An 18,368-nucleotide genomic window follows, 5' to 3' on the forward strand; every position below is an offset into this window, starting at 1 on the left:
ACCATGATAGACAAGGAAATTCGGGTGGCTGTCGGTCCGGCATCCGTGGCCGGCCAGCTCACCATTCCCCCGCACCCCAAGGGCGTCATCGTGTTCGCGCATGGCAGCGGTAGTAGCAGGCACAGCCCCCGTAATCGCTATGTCGCCGAAATACTCAACACGGCCGGGTTCGCCACGGTGCTTTTCGACCTGCTGACACCCGAAGAAGAACGCGACCGGTCCAACGTCTTCGACATCGGGTTGCTCGCGCACCGGCTGATCCACGTCACGACCTGGCTGGCCGCTCAACCCGATACCGCATCATTGCCGGTGGGGTACTTCGGTGCCAGCACCGGAGCGGGCGCCGCCCTGGCTGCGGCCGCGCACCCAGGTGTCAAGGTCGCCGCGGTGGTGTCGCGGGGCGGGCGGCCCGATCTGGCGGACGGGTTGCTGCGCAAAGTCGAGGCTCCGACCCTGTTGATCGTCGGGGGGCACGACGAGATGGTCCTTGAACTGAACCGGAAGGCGCAGGCGGCGATCCCCGCCGAGTGCAAAGTCGCCGTGGTTCCCGGTGCCACTCACCTTTTCGAGGAGCCGGGCACGCTCGAGCAGGTCGCGATCCTGGCTCGCGATTGGTTCCTCGGTCACCTCGATCCGGCGGCTTCCTAGAGTTTTTGAAAGCGGCGGTCCCGGTTAGGGTAGGAGGAGGCCGGGACCGCCGCGGCATTCGGTGACAGGCCCGATTCAGTGGTGCAGGCCCGTGACCGGCTCATGGGTGCTGGCTTGAATATCGGTTGACGTCACGGCGAGCAGCTGATTCGCCAAGTCGGTCAACGCGCGCGCGATCGCGAGCTCGTCACCGATCCGGGCCACCGGCTCGTCCGCCGGATCGAGTCGTGCCAGCCCAATGCCGACGAACTTCCTACCCGCCAAAGACAGTCGCGCCTTCGCCCGGGTCCGCTCTTCGTGTTCTTCGATCAGCACGTCGACGCGGCAACTCTTGTTCGTGTCGTCACTGTCTTTCGACATCAGCAGTCGTCCTGTCTGCCCAGCTGGCACATCGTTGATCGATGTATAGATGACCATCACCGGTCGGGCCCGAAGTAGGGGCGGAAGTCCCGAGTCGCAAGGTAGTTTGTAGTCTTGCGCCGGCCTTGCTGCTGCGCCTTTCGCCCGGGTCGACGAATGAATCGACAGACAACAAATGTTGAACTTAATCGACATTATTGTTGGTTTTAATCGACAATTTCCCTGGCATATATCGATGTACCCCTAGGGTATGTGCCGTGTCCGACCCCTCGGCCTACAGCGGGTACGCGCATGCCTCGCGCGGCCGTCGGGCGTCGCATCACTCGGGAGACGACCGCGAGAAGGCCATTCTTGCCACCGCCGAGCGGCTCTTGGAAGAGCGGCCATTAGCCGACTTCTCCGTCGACGATCTGGCGAAAGGCGCCGGCATCTCCCGGCCCACCTTCTACTTTTATTTCCAGTCCAAAAATGCCGTGCTGTTGTCGTTGCTGGACCAGATGAACACCAAGGCGCATGCCGCCCTCAAGTCGCTGCGCGCCAAGCTGACCGGCGATCCAGCCACGCTGTGGCGCGACCGAATCGAGGCGTTCTTCGCGGTGTCGGGATCACACCCGGCGGTCGCGGTGGCCGGCGCCTCGGCCAAGTCCACCAACCCCGAAGTCCGGGCGTTGTGGTCGACGCTGATGCAGACGTGGATCTCGTTCACCACCAACGCGATCAAGGCCGAACGTGAGCGCGGCGCGGCGCCGGACACCATCTCGGCAGAGGATCTGTCCGTCGCGCTCAACATGTTGAGCGAGCGGGTGATGGCCGCGACGTTCACCTCCGAGGAACCCTCGATCCGAGAAGACCGGGTGATCGACACGCTGGTGCACATCTGGCTGGCCAGCATCTACGAAGACGGCCTCGCCGCTGCCGGGCACGCCGCCCTGGCGCTACGGGCCACTACTCCGTTTGCCGACTACCCGCTCGGCGCGACCTAGGCTCTCGTCGATCAATCGGTCGACGGCACCGAAATAGGTTGGCGACGGCGGTTTCCCGGCCAGCTCGGCGATTACCTGCTGCTCACCGAGAACATTTGCCGCACTGAGGTTCTCGGCCATCCGCGGGGCGTGTACCGCCAACCCGGCCAGCAACTCGCCGCACTGGGAGCCCGCGACCACGGTCCGCCGGGTCAGGGTTCGCAGCGTGTCCCATTCGGCATGCCAGGCGCCGTCGGGGCGCTCGTCGTTGGCCAGCGCCGCCGCGGTGTGCAGGGTCGCGGCCAACTGCGGTGCGCACAGCGCGGCGCGCCGAATCAAGATGGACAACACCGGATTGCGCTTGTGGGGCATCGACGACGAGCCGCCCCGCTGCTCGGCGGCCGGCTCGCTCAGCTCGCCGATCTCCGGGCGAACCAGAACAACGACGTCCGAGGCGATTCGGCCCCAGCTATCGGTGCATGCGAGGAAGGCATCCGTCGCCGCGGTGACGGGCGTCCGGGCGGTATGCCACGGCGTTCGCACGGCGAGACCCAAAGCGGCCGCAGCACTGTGCACGACCCGCTCCGCCACCTCCGGCGGATCGGCCGCGTCGGTGAGCAGCGCCGCGAGTTCGGTCGTGGCCGACCATGTTCCGACGGCACCGCCGACCTGGATCGGGGTGGTCAGGCCACCCAGCCGTTCGTAGGCGTCGACCAGACCGGTGCACCACCCGGCTACCTTGGCGCCGAATGTGGTGGGCGCGGCCTGCTGGGTCAAGGTGCGGGCCACCATCGGGGTGGCCCGATGTGTGTTCGCAAGCGCGGCCAATGCCGAAACCTGGTCACGAAGCTGCATTCTCAGCTCATCGGCGACGTCGCGCACGCCCATCATCAGCGCGGTGTCCACCACGTCCTGGCTGGTGAGTCCGCGGTGGATCCACGGACCGATACTGGGTTTGGCTCGCCGGCGCAGCAGCTCGACCAAAGCGACAACCGGGTTGCCGCTGTCCTCGGCGGCGACCGCGAGCGTCTCGATGTCCTGGTGGTCCACCAGGTTCGACAGGTCGGCGCCGGCTGCGTCGGCCGGCGCCAGACCCGCGGCGGCCAGCGCGCTCAGCCAGGCGGATTCCACCGCCACCATCGCGCGCAGCACCGTCTGATCGGTCAGGTGCTCGCCGGCCCGGTGATCGCCGGGCCACAGCAGATTGGTCATCCCCCGGCACCCCGGTAGGCCAGAAACACCGTCTCGCGCCGACCCTGCAGCCGAATGTCGAACCGGTAGTCCTTTCGGCTTTCCGGGACGCACAACAACGTTGCGCGCCGTTCGGCGTCGACGGCGCCCAGCGCGGGATCGGTGCCCGGGTCGGCCCCGGGCAGGTACGCGCGAGTGAACAGCCGGTCCAGCAGGCCGCGCGCGAAGACGGTGAGTGCGAAAAACGGCGGGTGCTGCGGCAGCACGGTGGTGAAACCATAGTGCCCGTCGGAATCCGTTGCGGCCCTGCCCCATCCGGTGCACCCGTCGCCGGCCTGCCAGAGTTCGACCAGGGCATCGGGCACCGGTGTCTCGTCGCCGTCGTACACCGTGCCGTGCAGCCGGATGGCTCCGGCATCCGAATCCCTCACCAACTCAGCGGCGCAAGGCATTCCGAGATGCAGGAAAGGACCGACGGTTTGCCCTGGCGTGCAGGCTGATTCAGTCATGTCGGGCCCCGGCCCAGGAATCGCCGGCCAGCACGATGTCCCATCGATAGCCGGTCGCATACTCCGCCTCGGTGAGGCCATGGTCGTAGCCGGCGATCAGACGTTGGCGCGCAACGGGATCCACGACCGATTGGAAGATCGGATCCAAATCGAACAGCGGGTCTGCAGGGAAGTACATCTGGGTGACCAGGCGCTGGGTGAACGCGGTACCGAACAGCGAGAAATGGATGTGCGCCGGGCGCCAGGCGTTGTGATGATTGCGCCAGGGGTAAGGACCGGGCTTGACGGTCACGAACCGGTAGGTCCCGTCGGGCCCGGTCAGGCAGCGCCCGGCCCCGACAAAGTTCGGGTCCAGCGGTGCCGGATGCTGATCGCGCTCGTGACGGTAGCGGCCGGCGGCGTTCGCCTGCCAGATCTCGATCAGCTGTCCGGCCAGCGGTCGTCCCGACTCTTCGAGCAACCGCCCGGCCACGATGATGCGTTCGCCGATCGGCTCGCCCGGATGGCCGGCCGTCAGGTCGGCGTCGCGCGGGTGGACGTCACGCTCGCCGAAGCACGGCGCGCTGCGCTCGAGCTCGTCGGGATCCACCAGCAGCAGAGGTTGTTTCGGATGGCGCAGCGCGCTGCTGCGGTATGGCGGATAGTCCAGCCGCGGCTGGGTGTCCGCGTTGCCGGCGTGCCGGGCCGCGATGTCGGCGATCTCCGCCGTGATGTCATCCTGCGACGCGACGCGCTGGGGTGCGGCCCTCACGAAGCGTGACGCTACTCGCCCATGGCGCCCGAACTATAGAGCCCGTACCAGCGCGGCGCGCCCTTTGGTCCGAAGTTTGTGCACCGCGGAACCCCGGTACTGCGCGATTCTCGCGTTCATTTTGTTGCCCAGCTTCTCGAGCTCGGCGTCGGTGATCTTCACCTCGGGAGGGGCGGGAATCATGTCGCGTTCCTCCTCATCGGCGTGCGCCTCGAGCACCGTCTTGAACGATTTCCATTCATCCTCGTAACCGGGCGCGGTCTGCGGGGTTTTGAGCAGCACCGAGAGCTGGTCTATGACCTGGCGGTGCTCGGCGTGTGCCACCGCGATCAGCTTCGAGGCGGCGCTCAGTGCCGGGTAGTAGAGGTCGTCTTCGATGCGGAAGTGAATGTCGAGTTCGATCAGCATCTCGTCGAAAAGTGCATGGCGCTGTTCGCTGTTCACCGGCGCCTCGCTGATTTTGCGGCCGAGGCCCTTGATCACGACGTGGTGGTCCTTCAACACTTCGTACGCGTTCACGTTGCTCCGATCCCTTCGATCCCTTCGATCCCTATGTCCCGCTGGGCTGCGCCTCGCCGCGAACTTCGACCATTCCGTTGGCCAACCTGGCTTCGTAGCACGGCAGCGGTGCAGCCGACGGGCCACGCAGCACCTCGCCCGACTCGGCCGCGAACCATGAACCGTGCCAAGGACATACGATGCGGCCGCGGTCCACCCAGCCGTCAGCCATCGGCGCCGCCAGGTGCGGGCAGAACTCGCCGTACGCCGATACCTCCCCGGGCTTGGTCTGGCACACCACCAGCCCCACGCCGTCGACCTCGACCCGGACCGGCTTCCCGTTCAACGAGTTCGCCTCCAGCACCGGCGTCCATTCGCTGGTGCTCAGCCGCCGGCCGGACTGGTCGATGCCGATGCCGGATTCGAACACCAGCGCGCCGCCGAGATAGCTGCCGCCGACGGTGATCAGGTAGCCGAGCGCGGTGAGCGCGATGCCGCGACGGTGACGACCCCGGCGGCGATCCCACCAGGACTGCGCGTACAGCCCGGTCGCGACCAGGTTCACCACGCCATGCACCAGGCCCACCCGGCGGTCCTTTTCGTGCGTGTGCTGCCAATCGGCGGCGCCGGTGAGGGCGGAACCGACGCTAGCCGCGATCCCGACCCCCAGGGCGCGCGAGGCGAACCGTGCGGCGTCGGTCATTTCGTGGGCGGGGCGGCCGGGCACCGCGCTGAGCGCGTCGAGGGCCACCGTGGTGGCCAGCGCCCCGCTGGTCAGCGACGCCAGCGGAGGATGCGCCGGGTGCCCGAGCCAGACCCCGTGCAGCGCGTTGGTGACGGTGTTGCGGGCGGGTCCCAATCCGTTGAAGGCGAAGCTGAGCGCGTGTTCCAGCCGGTAACTGGGCCGGTCCAGCCACTGCTGGCGGCCGATAGCGGCCAACGCGCGCGGTCCGAGATTCCGTAGTCGAGCACTGGTCCGAAGAGCCATGGAAACAGTCCTTCCCCCTGAAGAGGCCACAGATGGCGGCGGGAGCTACGAAACGGCAGGTTAAAGCTCCCTCACACACCCCTCGATGCACCGTGACCAACGCTAGCCGCGGGCGCTGGACGCCCGGTTGTGTGAAGCCTGTGAATTGCCCCCGAGGCTCCTTTCCGGCGGCTGAACGCCCTGACCGGTCATGTTTGACCAGCCGGGGCTTAACGCGGGATTCTACTGAGTGGAGGATGTTTCTGTAGAACAGAGGGCGAGGTGGCCATGACAGACGTCGTCGAGGACGGCCTGTTCGAGAACGTGCGCCGCGGACTGATCCCCGCCCACATCTACAACGACCGGCAGCTGTTCGCGCTCGAGAAGGAGCGGCTGTTCAGCCGCGCCTGGATGTTCGTGGGCCACGAATCGGAGATCCCGCAGGACGGCGACTACGTGGTGCGCCGGCTTCTGGACGACTCGTTCATCCTCACCCGCGACGGCAATGGCGAGGTGCGCGCCTTGTTCAATATGTGCCTGCACCGCGGCATGCAGGTGTGCCGCGCCGAAATGGGCAATGCCTCCAACTTCCGCTGCCCATACCACGGCTGGACATATCGCAACGACGGGCGGCTCACCGGGCTGCCGTTCCACCGCGAGGCCTACGGCGGCGACCAGGGCTTCCCCAGGAGCGCCCACGGCTTGCTGCCGGCACCGAACTTCGCCAGCTACAACGGCCTGCTGTTCATCAGCCTGGATCCGCATGCCGAGCCGCTGGAGGACTTCCTCGGCGACTTCCGCTTCTATCTGGACTTCTACAGCAGGCAGAGCACGGGCGGCCTGCAAGTGCGGGGGCCGCAGCGCTGGCGGATCAAGGCGAACTGGAAGATCGGTGCCGAGAACTTCTCCGGCGACATGTACCACACGCCGCACACGCACGCGTCGATCGTGGAGATCGGCCTGTTCCGAGAACCCAAGGCGCAGAAGCGAAAGGACGGCGCCACCTACTGGGCACATCGCGGCGGCGGCACCACGTACAAGCTTCCACCGGGCAGCTTCGAGGACCGGATGCGCTACGTCGGCTACCCCGACGAGATGATCGGGCGGATCAAGGGCGTGTGGACGCCGGAGCAACAGCGGGTGGTCGGCGAGGACGGGTTCATGATCTCGGCGGCCACCTGCTTTCCCAACCTGAGCTTCGTGCACAACTGGCCGAAGGTTCACGACCGGCATGACGAGGTGCTGCCCTTTATCTCAATCCGCTTGTGGCAGCCCATCAGTGAGCACGAAACCGAAGTCTGCTCGTGGTTCGCGGTGGACTCCGCCGCGCCCCCGCAGTACCAGCGTGATTCCTACAAGGCCTATCTGATGTGCTTCGGCTCGACGGGCATGTTCGAACAAGACGACGTGGAGAACTGGGTGTCGCTGACCACCACTGCGGGTGGCTCGATGGCACGACGGATGCTGCTGAACAGCCGGATGGGCCTGCTGTCCGACGATCGTCCGGTGGCCGAGGCGCTGCCCGCCGAGTCCTTCCACGGCCCGGGTCGCGCCCAGGTCGGCTACAACGAGTACAACCAGCGCGAGCTGCTCAAGATGTGGGCTGATTACCTACAGGGGGGCACCGCGTGAGAAAGGCCCTGCGGTCCTTGCCCTTTGGTGACACCCGGCATCTTCAGGCCCATCAGTTTCTGGTGGACGAGGCCTACCTGCTGGATGCCAAGCACTACGAGGCGTGGCTGGACACCCTGACCGACGACGTCCGCTACCGGATGCCGGTACGCGTCACGACCGCACGCGGAGCCGGGTTCGACACCTCGCCCGGGATGGCTCACTTCGACGAGGACAAGTACTCGCTGAGCCAGCGGGTGGCGCGAATGGGCACCGACCACGTGTGGGCCGAGGATCCGCCGTCGCGGTTACGCCACTTCATCACCAACGTGCGTACATTCGAGTCCGATGATGCCGAGCACCTGGTGGTCGAATCCGCCGAACTGCTGTTCCGCAGTCGCGGCGATGTCAACGAGAGCGCGCTGATGTCGTGCGGGCGCGAGGACCTGTTGCGCTGGTGCGATGATCGATGGAAACTCGCGCGGCGCACGATCAGCGCCGACGAGTCGGTGTTGCGGATGCAGAACCTGGCGGTGTTCCTGTGAACGACGAACTCGAGCGGTTGATGGCGGGTGCGGTCGGCGAACCGCTCGCGGTCGCAAACGAATTCACCGAAGTAGTGATACAGCGAGTTGACACCCGCAATGGATCGAGGCTGCTGATCCGCGCGCCGAGGACGGGACGGTGGATCAGCCTGGACGCACTAGAGGTGGAGGCGCTGACGTGGCAGAACCCCGCGACGATGGCGGCGATGGTGGGCAACTCCCCGGCGCCGCTGCTCCCCGACCCTTAGTGACCACCTGGTTGCACGGCAAACGTGCATTGGTCGTGGGCGGCGGATCCGGAATCGGGCGGGCCGTCGTGGACGCTTTTATCGCCGAAGAGGCCAGAGTTGCTGTACTGGAACGCGATCCAGACAAGTGCGATGCGCTGCGCGCACAGCTACCCGACGTGTGGGTGGTCGAAGGAGACGCGATCACCAGCGAGGCCAACCACGCCGCCGTGGCCGCGGCGGTCGATTCCTTCGGCGGGCTCGACATCCTGGTCAACTGCGTGGGAGTCTTCGACTTCTACCGGGGCGTGGCCGACCTCGACGCCGACGACCTCGCGGTCGCTTTCGACGAAATGTTTCGCACCAACGTGCTGAGCCATCTGCAGTCCGTCAAGGCGGCGGTACCGGCCCTGCGCGACGGGACCGGGCCGTCGATCATTCTGACCGAGTCCGCGTCGTCGTACTACCCCGGGCGCGGTGGCGTGCTGTACGTCTCCTCGAAGTTCGCCGTGCGCGGCCTGGTCGCGTCGCTGGCTCACGAGCTGGCGCCCCGGATCCGGGTCAACGGCGTGGCACCCGGCGGCACGCTCAATACCGACCTGCGTGGCCTGAACAGCCTGGGGCTCAAGGACACCCGACTCGACGACGCCCCCAATCGGGCGCGCGACGTGGCCGCCCGCACCCCGTTGAACGTCGCGCTCTCCGGCCCGGATCACGCCTGGTCGTATCTGTTCTTGGCCTCCGACCGGTCCCGCGGCATCACCGGCGAGACCATCCACCCGGACGGCGGATTCGGCATCGGCACACCGAAGGCGCAGCCACGATGACCGGCGACCTGGACAGCCAACGCGCGCTGGTCGCCCTGGGCTGCCGCATCGCCGCGGCCCGCGGCCTGGTCGACGGGATGCTCGGCCACTTGAGCCTGCGCGTCGACGACGACCGGCTACTGGTGCGCTGCCGCAGCGACTCCGATACCGGGGTGGCCTTCACCGCGCCCAGCGACATCCGCCTGGTCCGATTCGACGGCAGTGCGGGTGCCGCCGGCGAACTCGACGGCTACCGGGTCCCCAATGAACTGCCCATCCACGTCGAGACCATGCTGGCCGATGCCCAGCACCTCGCCGTCGCGCATCTGCATCCGCCGGCGGTCGTCGCCGCGGATCTGGCCGGCGTCACGATCCGGCCGATCTATGGGGCATATGACATTGCTGGCGCGTGGCTCGCGCGCGACGGCGTCCCGGTTTACCAACGCGCGGTGCTGATCCGCACGCGAGGACTGGCCAAGGAGATGGTGGCCGCGATGGGCGACCGCCCGGTGGTGATCCTTCGCGGGCACGGAATCACCAGTGCCGCAGCCACACTGCAGCAGGCGGTGCTGCAGGCGATCAGCGTCGACGGGCTGGCCCGAATGGCGTTGCGGGTGCTTTCGGCCGGAGGCACGCTGCACGACATCGACGACGCCGACTGGGAAGACCTGCCGGATCTGGGGCCGGCCTTCACCACCGACGCCGCCTGGCGCCATGAGGTCGCCCGGCTGCGAGCCGACTGACCACGAAGGTCACAAGTTCATATCTGCCGGCGACACTCGACGGTTACGAGCGGGATTGCCGGGGCGGCCAGCTTAGCCTTGCAAAGGTTGAACTGGATCAAGGAGTGCACACGTGACCGAATTGGACCGGCGACGGTTCCTGGTCGCGGTGGCGGCAACCGTTGCGGTGACCGGGATCTCGTGGTCGTCCGCCGACGGCCCCAAAGAGACGGTCGCGCGCGCCGACGTTCTCGGATCCGCGCCGAACCCGGTCGCCCCGCCGCCGCCCAACTTGCTGCCCCCGCCCGGCCCGGCGTCGCGGGTGACGCCGCCCGGCGGCGCGGCGCTCAGCAAGCTTCCCGGCAACGGGGATCTGTTGGCTTGGACCGTCGATGACGGGGTCGACACCGATGTGGTGCGGCTCTACACCCAGTTCGCTAAGGACAGCGGCGTGCGGCTCACTTATTTCGTCACCGGCGTTTTCAAGTCCTGGACGGAGAACGCACCGCTGCTTCGACCGCTCGTCGAATCCGGACAGATTCAGCTGGCCAACCACACCTGGACGCACCCGGACTTGACCAAGCTGTCGCCCAAGCAGATTGCCGACGAGCTCAAGAGCACGGACGTGTTCCTGCGCAATACGTATGGCGTGGACGCCGCACCCTACTTCCGGCCGCCCTACGGCCATCACAGCGCCGTGGTCGACGCGGTGGCCGCCGACCTCGGCTACCAGATACCCACGCTGTGGAATGGTGACTTGCGGGATTCCGCGGTGCTTTCCGAAGACCAGATCGTCAAGATGGCCAACCAGTACTTCACGCCGCAGAACATCGTGATCGGCCATCTCAACCACGCGCCGGTCACCCGAGTGTACGGGCAGCTGGTGGAGATCATCCGGGCCCGCCGGTTGCGCACCGTCACCCTCAACGACGTTTTCCTGCGTCCGGAAATCCCTTACCGGACACCGAGTTTCGCTAGCTAAGCGGCTGTCTCAGCCGAGTTGGTCACCAATTTCCCTGGCCGCCTTGGCAAGTGCTGCCGCTACCGGTGCGTGCTTGGTACCGTCGAGCCGGTGCTGCGGTGCGGCGGCGTTGAGCGCAAGCCGCAGGCCGGGCGCACGAGTCGGGATCAGCACCGCGACCGAGGCGACGCCCTCCTCGCTTTCCTCGTGGTTGATCGCATACCCGCGCTCGCGGACCCGGGCGAGCTCGGCCTCCAACTCGGCGCGACCGGCGATCGAGCGCGCGGTGATGCACTCGAGTTGCTCGTCGGGCAGCAGCGCATGCAGTTCCGGCTGCGACAGCTGGGCCAGCATCACCTTGCCCGTCGAGGTGCAGTGCGCCGGCATTGTGCGTCCCAGTCGGGAGGCCACCCGAACCGCGGCGGGGCCTTCGACGGCGGCGACGAAACGGACATTGGCGCCGTCGAGCATGCCGACGTGCGTGGTTTCGCGGATCTGGTCGGACAGCGCACGCATGATCGGCGTGGCGGCGCCCTGAATGTCGAGCCGGCCGAAGATCGCAAACGCCACGCCGGTCAGCGACGGACCGGGCAGGTAGGCCTTGGACACCGGGTCCTGACGAACGAACCCGCGGTAGGTCAGCATCGCCAGCAGCCGGTGCGCGGTGGAGGATGCCACACCCAGATATCGGGTCGCCTCGCTCAGCCGGATCTGTGGCTGCTCACCCAGCAAGAGCAGCAGCTTGAGCGCATTGTCGACCGATTCGATCGGATACTGCGGCACAAGCGAATCGGCGGCCGGCTCGCCGCGGGCCCGCTGCTCCTTCTTCGGCACGAGTTCACGGTAACCCGTTGCGCCGAGCGTGGGGCCTACGCACCAATTCCGCCCTGAACCCGTCCCTAGGCCCCACACTCGCGAGGCATACCGCCGGAGGCCACGGCCTTACAACGCGCTCAGCACACCAGCGCCGAGTAACCCCATCGCGACGACCGTGCCCGTGGCGGTCGCGATCGCCTTCCATCCGAAACTGCGGGCGACCATCGCCACACCGGGAACACTGATCGCGGGAAGTGTGATCAGGAGTGCACCAATCGGCCCCGACGAAAGCCCCAGCAGCGCCAGGCTCTGCAGGATCGGTATCTCCCCCGCCGTCGGAATGACAAGCAGTGTGCCGACAATCGCCGCGACCACAACGATCAGCAGACCGTGATGCGACGGTTGCGTCAACGTCACCAGCCAGCCCCGACACGCCCCGACGACCAGCACCATGATCGCGTATTCCGGCAACAGGACCAGACACAGGCAGAGCAGGGAACGCACGAATCTGATTGCCGGCCCGGCAGATTCATCACCAGCCGGCGTGATCGCCTCGGCCACGGGCGGTCCGGAGCCCCGCGCGCCCGTGACCACACCCACCGAGACGGCCACGCAGATCACCGTCGCGACACCGACCACCGCCCGGGTCACTGTCCATTGCCAGGGGGCGACGAAGAACAGGAAGACGAGTACCGCGGGATTCAGTAACGGGTTCCCCAGCCAGTAGGCGATGGCCGCGGCGCGCGTGACGCCGGTGCGCCGCAACGTGACAGCGACCGGCGCGGCGCAGCACGTGCACATCATCGACGGCATGCTCGCGACTCCCCCGGCCAGCGCACTCGAGATCAGCCCGCGCCGGTTGAACACCCGCGGCAGCCACGCCCGCGGCACCAGCGCCTGAACCGACGCGCTGATCAGCAGCGCCACCACCAGCGCAGGCCAAATCGCGGCGAAGTACGCGTGGAAGAACGTCGTGGCCGCATGCCACGTCGGCGCGTCCCCGGCGCGGACGCCACCGACCGCGAGGATGTTGGACCCCGACCAGTGGTGAGTCCGCTGCGCCTTCAAGGCTCTGGCCAGGTACGGCGTCCACTTCGCCCAGAGCAGCCCCACGACGAACACAGCCACCGTGACGAGAACACCCATCGCGACGCCCGCGCGGCCCCGAATCTGCCGGGGCACCCAGTTCTGCTCAGACATCTTGTGCCGCTTGGGCTTTCGCCCACCGGTAGTCGGCCTTGCCGGACGGCGACCGTTGCAGGCGGTCGCGGAAGACGATCGCCTTCGGCAGCTTGTAGCGCGCGATGTGGCGGGCCGCCTCCGCGAGGATGCTGTCGGCATCCGCGGTTTGGCCCTCGGCCAGCGCGACGATCGCGACGACCTCGTTTCCCAACCGGGTGCTGGGCCGGCCCGTCACGATCACGTCGTACACCGACGGATGCTCGGCGATCGCGGCTTCGACCTCTTCAGCGAAGATCTTCTCGCCGCCGGAGTTGATCGTCACCGAATCGCGGCCCAGCAACTCGATCTCGCCGTCGGCGAACCAGCGGGCCCGATCCCCGGGAACCGAATGCCGGATCCCGTCGATCACCGGGAAGGTCCGGGCGGTCTTGTCCGGGTCGCCGAGGTAGCCCAGCGGTATCAGGCCCTGTTGGGCCAGCCAGCCGATTTCGTCGTCGCCGGGCGACAGAATCCGGGTCATGTCCTCGCTGACCACCACCGCACCCGGGTTCGGGGCGAACCGGCCGCTGCCGCCCTGCTGGCGGCTGGACACCTGCCCCATCTGGTTCCCGGACTCCGACGATCCCCCCGCGTCCAGGATCGTCAACTGCGGCAGCAAATCGAGGAATCGCTGCTTGAGCGGAGCGCTCAGCGCCGCTCCGCCGGTGACCAGAATCAGCAACCCGGACAGGTCGTAGTCCCCGGACTCGAGCGCGTCGATCAGCGGCCGCCCGAAGGCGTCGCCGACGAAGGACAGCGACATCACGCGTTCGGCGCTGGCCAGCGCCCACGCTTCGGCCGGATCGAAATGGGTGGTCGTCGGGGCCATCACAAACGGCCGCCCACTGCAGAGGTTGATGAACGCCGCCCACTGTGCCGCGCCGTGCATCAGCGGCGCGCACGTCATCGACGCGGGTCCGCCCGGACGCGAGCGTTCGACGATGTCGTCGAGGCTGGTCACCGGGTCGCCGCCGAACGGCGGTCGCCCGCCCATGGCGTTCATGTAGATGTCGTGCTGGCGCCACAGCACCGCCTTGGGCATCCCGGTGGTGCCGCCGGTGTAGAGAACGTAGAGGTCGTCGGGCGACAACGCGAGGTCCAGCGGCTCGTCGGACGCCCCCCCGCCGTAAAAGGCCAGCAGTTCCTCGTACCGCACCGCGGAGGGCAACGGATCGTTCCCGGACTCGTCGTCGACGTGGATCAGCCGCATCGACGGCAGCCGATCCAGCGCCTCAGCCAGCGTCGGGGCGAACCGCGCCTGGTACATGACCGCGTCCGCGCCGGCATTGCCCAGCAGATAGACCAATTCGTCGGCGACGTAGCGATAGTTGACGTTGAACGGGGCCACCCGCGCCTGGTACGCCCCGAGCATGCCCTCCAGGTACTCGTTGCCGTTGGCCAGGTACAGGCCGAGATGGCTTTGACCGGATTCGTGCGGGGCCAGCTCGTGGCGTTCCCGGCGCACGCCGAGTCCCCACGAGTTCAGCGCCCGAGCGAGCCGGCGGGCCCGTTCGTCAGTTTGCGAGTAAGTGAATCGTCGGTGACCAAATACAATGCAGTCGCGATCGGGATTGGCGGCAGCAACAGCCGAGAACACTTGGGCGAGATTGAATTCCACTACCTCTCCTCACGCCGCGTGGTCCGGCGAGAGTCACGCTACAACAGCGTTTCGCGGTGGATGTCACGCACTGGAAATAGCAACGGGTTTAGTCTCGGCATCGTGTACGGAGCGATGCGGGCCGGATACTCCAGGTTCGTCGCCCTCGGCGACAGCCAAACCGAAGGTCTTTGGGACGGTGACGAAACCACCGGCCTCTTGGGCTTTGCCGATCGACTCGCCGTCATGCTCGATACCCTCTACCCCGGGCTGCAGTACGCCAACCTCGCGGTCCGCGGTAAGAAGCTCGGCGATGTGCTCACGGAGCAAATTCCACCCGCCCTGGCGATGAAGCCGGATTTGATCACCATTTGCGCCGGCATGAATGACGTCATCCAGCCCGGGCGACAATTCCCGCGGGCGCTGGCCGAGCTCGACTACGTTTATGCCGCGCTGGCCAGATCGGGCGCGACGGTGGTGACGACGACCTTCCCGAACGTCGCTCAATTCCTGCCGTTCGGCCGCATCGTGTCCAAACGGCTGGCCCGGATGAACAACGCGATCACCGTCGCCGCCGGCCGCTACGGATTCAAGCTGATCGACCTGTACAACGCGGCCTCGATGCGCGATTGGGACACCTGGAGCTACGACCGCGTGCACGCGTCCCCCAAGGGCCATATTCTGTTCGCCGCCGCGGCCGCCGAGGCCCTCAATTTGCCTGACAGCAGCCATGATTGGGCCGCAGCACACCCCAATCCCACCCAGCTGTCCATCGCCGACGGCGCCTACGGCAAGCTGCGCTGGACGCAGGACAATTTCTTCCCCTGGTTGTGGCGACGGATGCGCGGCCTGTCCGCGGCCGACGGCCGGTTCCCCAAACGCCCCGAGCTGGAACCGGTCAGCGGGCCGCCCGACGCCGCGCCCAGGGGTGACATTGCGGCACAGGGCGGACGTCAGTCAGGCATCCTTGATCCATGAACGTCGAGGCTTTGCTGCAGTCCATCCCGCCGCTCGCGGTCTACCTCGTGGTCGGGGGGGTGGTCGGAGTGGAAAGCCTGGGTGTCCCGCTTCCGGGGGAGATCGTTCTGGTCAGCGCGGCGCTGATGTCGTCCCATCACGACCTTGCCGTCAACCCGATCGGTGTGGGCGTCGCCGCCGTGATCGGTGCGGTGATCGGCGACTCGATCGGCTACTCGATCGGGCGCCGATTCGGCATGGGCCTTTTCGACAGGCTGGGCCAGCGCTTCCCGAGGCACTTCGGCCCGGGGCACGTCATGCTGGCCGAGCGGTTATTCGACCGCTGGGGAATCCGGGCGGTGTTCTTCGGCCGCTTCATCGCCCTGCTGAGGATCTTTGCCGGGCCGCTGGCCGGCGCGCTGAACATGCACTACAAGCGCTTTCTGGCCGCCAACGTGTCGGGCGCCATCTGCTGGGCCGGCGGCACAACCGCGCTGGTCTATTTCGCGGGCATGGCCGCCGAACGATGGCTGGAGCGGTTCTCCTGGATCGCCCTGGTCATCGCGATCATCGTCGGCCTGATCGCCGCAATCCTGCTGCGCGAGCGTACATCCCGCGCGATCGCCGAACTCGAGGCCGAACACGCGCAAAAGACCGGAACCACGGCCGCCGACGCCGCTTGACGGCCCGCGCGACCTAGCCGGTCGCCTCCCCCAGCTCGATCACAGCGCCCGGCCGGTGTTGCTCGATCAGAACGACGGCCATCTTCTGCGCGCGCCGAGCAGCTTCCAGATCGCCCACGGCCGCGAGAATGATGGCCCCTTTCATCAGGATGTGCCATGAGGAGGCGAAGTCCTCGACATCGGTGAGCCCGGCGGCCAGCGCCCGGCGGCGCACGATGTCGCGGACGTGGTCGATGTGTGCGATGCACGCCTGCCCGGCGGGGTGATCGGCGCCCAGTTCGAGTAGCACGTTGATGAACGAGCAGCCTTCAAAGCCGTCGCGGAGGTGAAACCACTCGTGCATCACGTCGAAGATCGCCAGCAGCTGTTCCTCGGGCGTCGTGCCGCGCTGCTCCGACTGCGCCTCGATCAACCCATGCGTCCAGATTTCCTCGCGGCGCTCCAGGACGGTCAGCACGAGGTCGTTCTTCGTCGCGAAATGCCGGTACAACGTCGCCTTGGCGACACCGGCGCGGTCGATTACCTCGTCGGTGCCGACCGCACGAATCCCACGCCGGCTGAACAGCTCATATGCCGCATTCAATATCCGTTCACGGGCAGACGGTGCGGCCGGCACGATGTCGGAATTTTCCATATTTCGGCTTACGATACTCTTAACCACCACATGTAGACAGACCGCTCTGTCTCGTTATACAAAGGAGATCCGCGCACTTCGCGGAAAGTCTGTCTTCAGACACTAGGACGGACATCCATCGCGGCGCCGTCGGCGCCGGTCGATTAGGAGTCCCCAATGAAGACAACTGCCGATCATGCTCCCCCCACGTCGGGCCCGCGGCTGATGCTCAGCACCCGCCTGGTCTACGAGCTCGGCGACCCGCACAGCACGCTGCGGGCGACCACGGATCGCCGCGGCGCGTCCGTGATCATCTATGCCGGCGGCGAGATCGACGCCTGCAATGAGCAAACGTGGCGCCATCTGGTCAACGAAGCGGCCGGCGTCGTCGCGTCCCCCGGCCCCTTGATCGTCGACGTCACCGGGCTGGATTTCATGGCCTGCTGCGCGGTCGAGGTGCTGGCCGATGCGGCAGCAGCCCTGCGCCGGCGCGGAATCGAACTGCGGCTGGTCAGCCCGCAGCGGATCGTTTCCCGAGTCGTCGACGCGTGCGGGCTCAGCGGCATGTTGCCCGTGTACCCGACCGTGGACTCAGCGCTGGCTCGTTAACTCCCCGGGCGCTGGATGTATCACCTACCCAGCTTCGGCGTAGAGGAGGAATTTCTCCTCGTCGACCCGGAAACGGGCGAACCCGCCCCATCCAACAACGAGGTGGCCGCGCAGGCCCGGCGTCGGGGCATCGAGCTGCAGCTGGAATTGAGCAGCTGCCAAGTCGAAACCGCCTCCGGTGTGGCCGCGAGCAGCGCCGAACTGCATGCGGAACTCGCCCTGCTGCGGCGCACCGCGGCGCAGGCGGCCGAGGCCAGTGGAGTACGGCTGCTGGCCCTGGGGCTCCCCCCGGTCACACCCCACGAGTTCCCGCTCACCGACACCGAGCGTTATCGGCGGATCGGGGAAGAGTTCGGGATGATCGCGCACGAGCAAGGCATCTGCGGGTGCCACGTGCACGTCGAGGTACCCAGCCGGGCTGCCGCCATCAAGGTCAGTAACTGGTTACGACCGTGGCTGCCGTCTTTGCTTGCGCTGTCGGCGAATTCGGCGCTGTATCGCAATACCGACACCGGCTATGCCAGCTGGCGCAGCATCCTGTGGCGACGCTGGCCGGCCGCCGGTCCGCCGCCGTTCTTCGCCTCACCAGAGCAGTACGACCGCACCGTGCGGATGCTGGTCGACAGCGCAGTGATCTTGGATCCCAAGATGATCTATTGGGATGTGCGCCCGTCGGCGAAGTTCCCGACGGTCGAGGTGCGGGTGGCCGACGTACCGGCGACGGTCGAGGAAACGGTGCTGCTGGCCACCCTGATCCGGGCCGCGGTGATGACGGCGCTGAACGTGGACGGCCGCGGCGACGACGGCGGCCGACTGCCACCGGCGGCAATGCGGGCGGCGTATTGGAAGGCCGCCCACGACGGGCTGTCGGGACACCTGCTCGACCCGGCGAACCAGCACCGGGCGGTGCCGGCCCGTCAGCAGCTCGATGCCCTGCTGCAACGAGTGCGTCCGGCGCTCGAGGATCTCGGCGAATACGACCGTGCCACCGCCGAACTCGAGCGCATCCTGACGCAGGGCAACGGGGCGATGCGGCAGCGCAAGATCTGGCAACAACGCGGCGACATGATGGACGTCATCGACGACGCCGCCGCCGCCACCGCGGGCTGACGGG

At 67.0% G+C, this 18,368-nt stretch carries 20 protein-coding genes and 2 pseudogenes; 12 read left to right on the forward strand and 10 right to left on the reverse strand.

The window, feature by feature from the left end; translation table 11 throughout:
• Positions 1-24: 24 nt before the first annotated feature.
• Positions 25-648, forward strand: a pseudogene (locus AC5Y5O_RS23850) (dienelactone hydrolase family protein); the annotation flags it as partial.
• 75 nt (positions 649-723) lie between these two features.
• Here AC5Y5O_RS23850 and AC5Y5O_RS23855 read toward each other — a convergent pair.
• Entirely contained in the window at positions 724-1,008 is a 285-nt protein-coding gene (locus tag AC5Y5O_RS23855) for a DUF1876 domain-containing protein (protein ID WP_500027737.1), read from the reverse strand.
• Positions 1,009-1,265: 257 nt separating this feature from the next.
• Here AC5Y5O_RS23855 and AC5Y5O_RS23860 point away from each other — a divergent pair.
• Positions 1,266-1,904 (forward strand): annotated as a pseudogene (locus AC5Y5O_RS23860) (TetR/AcrR family transcriptional regulator); the annotation flags it as partial.
• 39 nt (positions 1,905-1,943) lie between these two features.
• Here the strand turns inward: AC5Y5O_RS23860 and AC5Y5O_RS23865 are convergent.
• From AC5Y5O_RS23865 to AC5Y5O_RS23885, 5 genes are read right to left on the reverse strand one after another with little or no spacing between them, the layout of a single operon-like run.
• Positions 1,944-3,182 (reverse strand): lyase family protein, encoded by a 1,239-nt coding sequence (locus tag AC5Y5O_RS23865; RefSeq protein ID WP_096286534.1) that lies wholly within the window; start codon positions 3,180-3,182, stop codon positions 1,944-1,946.
• Positions 3,179-3,670: a peptidase associated/transthyretin-like domain-containing protein gene (locus tag AC5Y5O_RS23870; protein ID WP_500027740.1), complete on the reverse strand. Its 492-nt coding sequence runs from the start codon at positions 3,668-3,670 to the stop codon at positions 3,179-3,181. Before AC5Y5O_RS23870 ends, AC5Y5O_RS23865 begins: the two co-directional genes overlap by 4 nt.
• Positions 3,663-4,421, reverse strand: a complete 759-nt coding sequence (pcaH, locus tag AC5Y5O_RS23875; protein WP_096286530.1) for a protocatechuate 3,4-dioxygenase subunit beta — start codon at positions 4,419-4,421, stop codon at positions 3,663-3,665. The genes AC5Y5O_RS23870 and pcaH overlap by 8 nt, the downstream gene beginning before the upstream one ends.
• Before the next feature lie 33 nt (positions 4,422-4,454).
• Positions 4,455-4,940, reverse strand: coding sequence for a hemerythrin domain-containing protein (locus tag AC5Y5O_RS23880; protein ID WP_096286528.1), 486 nt, complete (start codon positions 4,938-4,940; stop codon positions 4,455-4,457).
• Between the two features lie 31 nt (positions 4,941-4,971).
• Positions 4,972-5,907 carry a Rieske (2Fe-2S) protein gene (locus AC5Y5O_RS23885; RefSeq protein WP_500027742.1) on the reverse strand — a complete coding sequence of 312 codons (936 nt, stop codon included), beginning with the start codon at positions 5,905-5,907 and terminating at the stop codon, positions 4,972-4,974.
• A 267-nt stretch (positions 5,908-6,174) separates the two neighbouring features.
• On the opposite strand from AC5Y5O_RS23885, the gene AC5Y5O_RS23890 reads away from it, so the two are divergent.
• The 6 genes from AC5Y5O_RS23890 to AC5Y5O_RS23915 all read left to right on the forward strand — a co-directional run bounded on the left by AC5Y5O_RS23890 (position 6,175) and on the right by AC5Y5O_RS23915 (position 10,779).
• Positions 6,175-7,518: a Rieske 2Fe-2S domain-containing protein gene (locus tag AC5Y5O_RS23890; RefSeq protein WP_096291028.1), complete on the forward strand. Its 1,344-nt coding sequence runs from the start codon at positions 6,175-6,177 to the stop codon at positions 7,516-7,518.
• On the forward strand, positions 7,515-8,042 hold the full coding sequence (locus tag AC5Y5O_RS23895) for a 3-phenylpropionate/cinnamic acid dioxygenase subunit beta (protein ID WP_096286524.1): 528 nt from the start codon (positions 7,515-7,517) through the stop codon (positions 8,040-8,042). The genes AC5Y5O_RS23890 and AC5Y5O_RS23895 overlap by 4 nt, the downstream gene beginning before the upstream one ends.
• Positions 8,043-8,062: 20 nt before the next feature.
• Positions 8,063-8,290, forward strand: coding sequence for a dihydrodiol dehydrogenase (locus AC5Y5O_RS23900; protein WP_096291027.1), 228 nt, complete (start codon positions 8,063-8,065; stop codon positions 8,288-8,290).
• Positions 8,290-9,096: a 3-(cis-5,6-dihydroxycyclohexa-1,3-dien-1-yl)propanoate dehydrogenase gene (gene hcaB, locus AC5Y5O_RS23905; RefSeq protein ID WP_096286523.1), complete on the forward strand. Its 807-nt coding sequence runs from the start codon at positions 8,290-8,292 to the stop codon at positions 9,094-9,096. The genes AC5Y5O_RS23900 and hcaB overlap by 1 nt, the downstream gene beginning before the upstream one ends.
• Positions 9,093-9,818 carry a 3,4-dihydroxyphthalate decarboxylase gene (gene phtC, locus AC5Y5O_RS23910; RefSeq protein ID WP_096286522.1) on the forward strand — a complete coding sequence of 242 codons (726 nt, stop codon included), beginning with the start codon at positions 9,093-9,095 and terminating at the stop codon, positions 9,816-9,818. The genes hcaB and phtC overlap by 4 nt, the downstream gene beginning before the upstream one ends.
• A gap of 121 nt (positions 9,819-9,939) precedes the next feature.
• Positions 9,940-10,779: a polysaccharide deacetylase family protein gene (locus AC5Y5O_RS23915; RefSeq protein WP_500027799.1), complete on the forward strand. Its 840-nt coding sequence runs from the start codon at positions 9,940-9,942 to the stop codon at positions 10,777-10,779.
• A 9-nt stretch (positions 10,780-10,788) separates the two neighbouring features.
• Here the strand turns inward: AC5Y5O_RS23915 and AC5Y5O_RS23920 are convergent, their stop codons facing one another.
• From AC5Y5O_RS23920 to AC5Y5O_RS23930, 3 genes are all read right to left on the reverse strand, one after another.
• Entirely contained in the window at positions 10,789-11,592 is an 804-nt protein-coding gene (locus AC5Y5O_RS23920; protein WP_096286516.1) for an IclR family transcriptional regulator, read from the reverse strand.
• Positions 11,593-11,700: 108 nt separating this feature from the next.
• The gene (locus AC5Y5O_RS23925) at positions 11,701-12,774 is read right to left on the reverse strand and encodes a permease (RefSeq protein WP_096286514.1); all 1,074 of its coding nucleotides are present in this window, start codon (positions 12,772-12,774) and stop codon (positions 11,701-11,703) included.
• Positions 12,767-14,413, reverse strand: coding sequence for an acyl-CoA synthetase (locus tag AC5Y5O_RS23930; RefSeq protein WP_500027745.1), 1,647 nt, complete (start codon positions 14,411-14,413; stop codon positions 12,767-12,769). The genes AC5Y5O_RS23925 and AC5Y5O_RS23930 overlap by 8 nt, the downstream gene beginning before the upstream one ends.
• A gap of 102 nt (positions 14,414-14,515) precedes the next feature.
• On the opposite strand from AC5Y5O_RS23930, the gene AC5Y5O_RS23935 reads away from it, so the two are divergent.
• Both AC5Y5O_RS23935 and AC5Y5O_RS23940 read left to right on the forward strand, forming a co-directional pair.
• Positions 14,516-15,370 (forward strand): SGNH/GDSL hydrolase family protein, encoded by an 855-nt coding sequence (locus AC5Y5O_RS23935; protein ID WP_165796346.1) that lies wholly within the window; start codon positions 14,516-14,518, stop codon positions 15,368-15,370.
• Positions 15,367-16,032 (forward strand): DedA family protein, encoded by a 666-nt coding sequence (locus AC5Y5O_RS23940; RefSeq protein ID WP_096286508.1) that lies wholly within the window; start codon positions 15,367-15,369, stop codon positions 16,030-16,032. The genes AC5Y5O_RS23935 and AC5Y5O_RS23940 overlap by 4 nt, the downstream gene beginning before the upstream one ends.
• A 13-nt stretch (positions 16,033-16,045) precedes the next feature.
• Here the strand turns inward: AC5Y5O_RS23940 and AC5Y5O_RS23945 are convergent, their stop codons facing one another.
• Entirely contained in the window at positions 16,046-16,666 is a 621-nt protein-coding gene (locus tag AC5Y5O_RS23945; RefSeq protein WP_096286506.1) for a TetR/AcrR family transcriptional regulator, read from the reverse strand.
• Positions 16,667-16,822: 156 nt separating this feature from the next.
• On the opposite strand from AC5Y5O_RS23945, the gene AC5Y5O_RS23950 reads away from it, so the two are divergent.
• Together AC5Y5O_RS23950 and AC5Y5O_RS23955 are read left to right on the forward strand one after the other, a co-directional pair.
• The gene (locus tag AC5Y5O_RS23950) at positions 16,823-17,254 is read left to right on the forward strand and encodes an anti-sigma factor antagonist (protein WP_423790870.1); all 432 of its coding nucleotides are present in this window, start codon (positions 16,823-16,825) and stop codon (positions 17,252-17,254) included.
• A gap of 15 nt (positions 17,255-17,269) precedes the next feature.
• Positions 17,270-18,364, forward strand: a complete 1,095-nt coding sequence (locus AC5Y5O_RS23955) for a glutamate--cysteine ligase 2 (RefSeq protein WP_096286504.1) — start codon at positions 17,270-17,272, stop codon at positions 18,362-18,364.
• Positions 18,365-18,368 lie beyond the last annotated feature (4 nt).

It is taken from the genome of Mycobacterium sp. NGS40 (genome assembly GCF_059812735.1).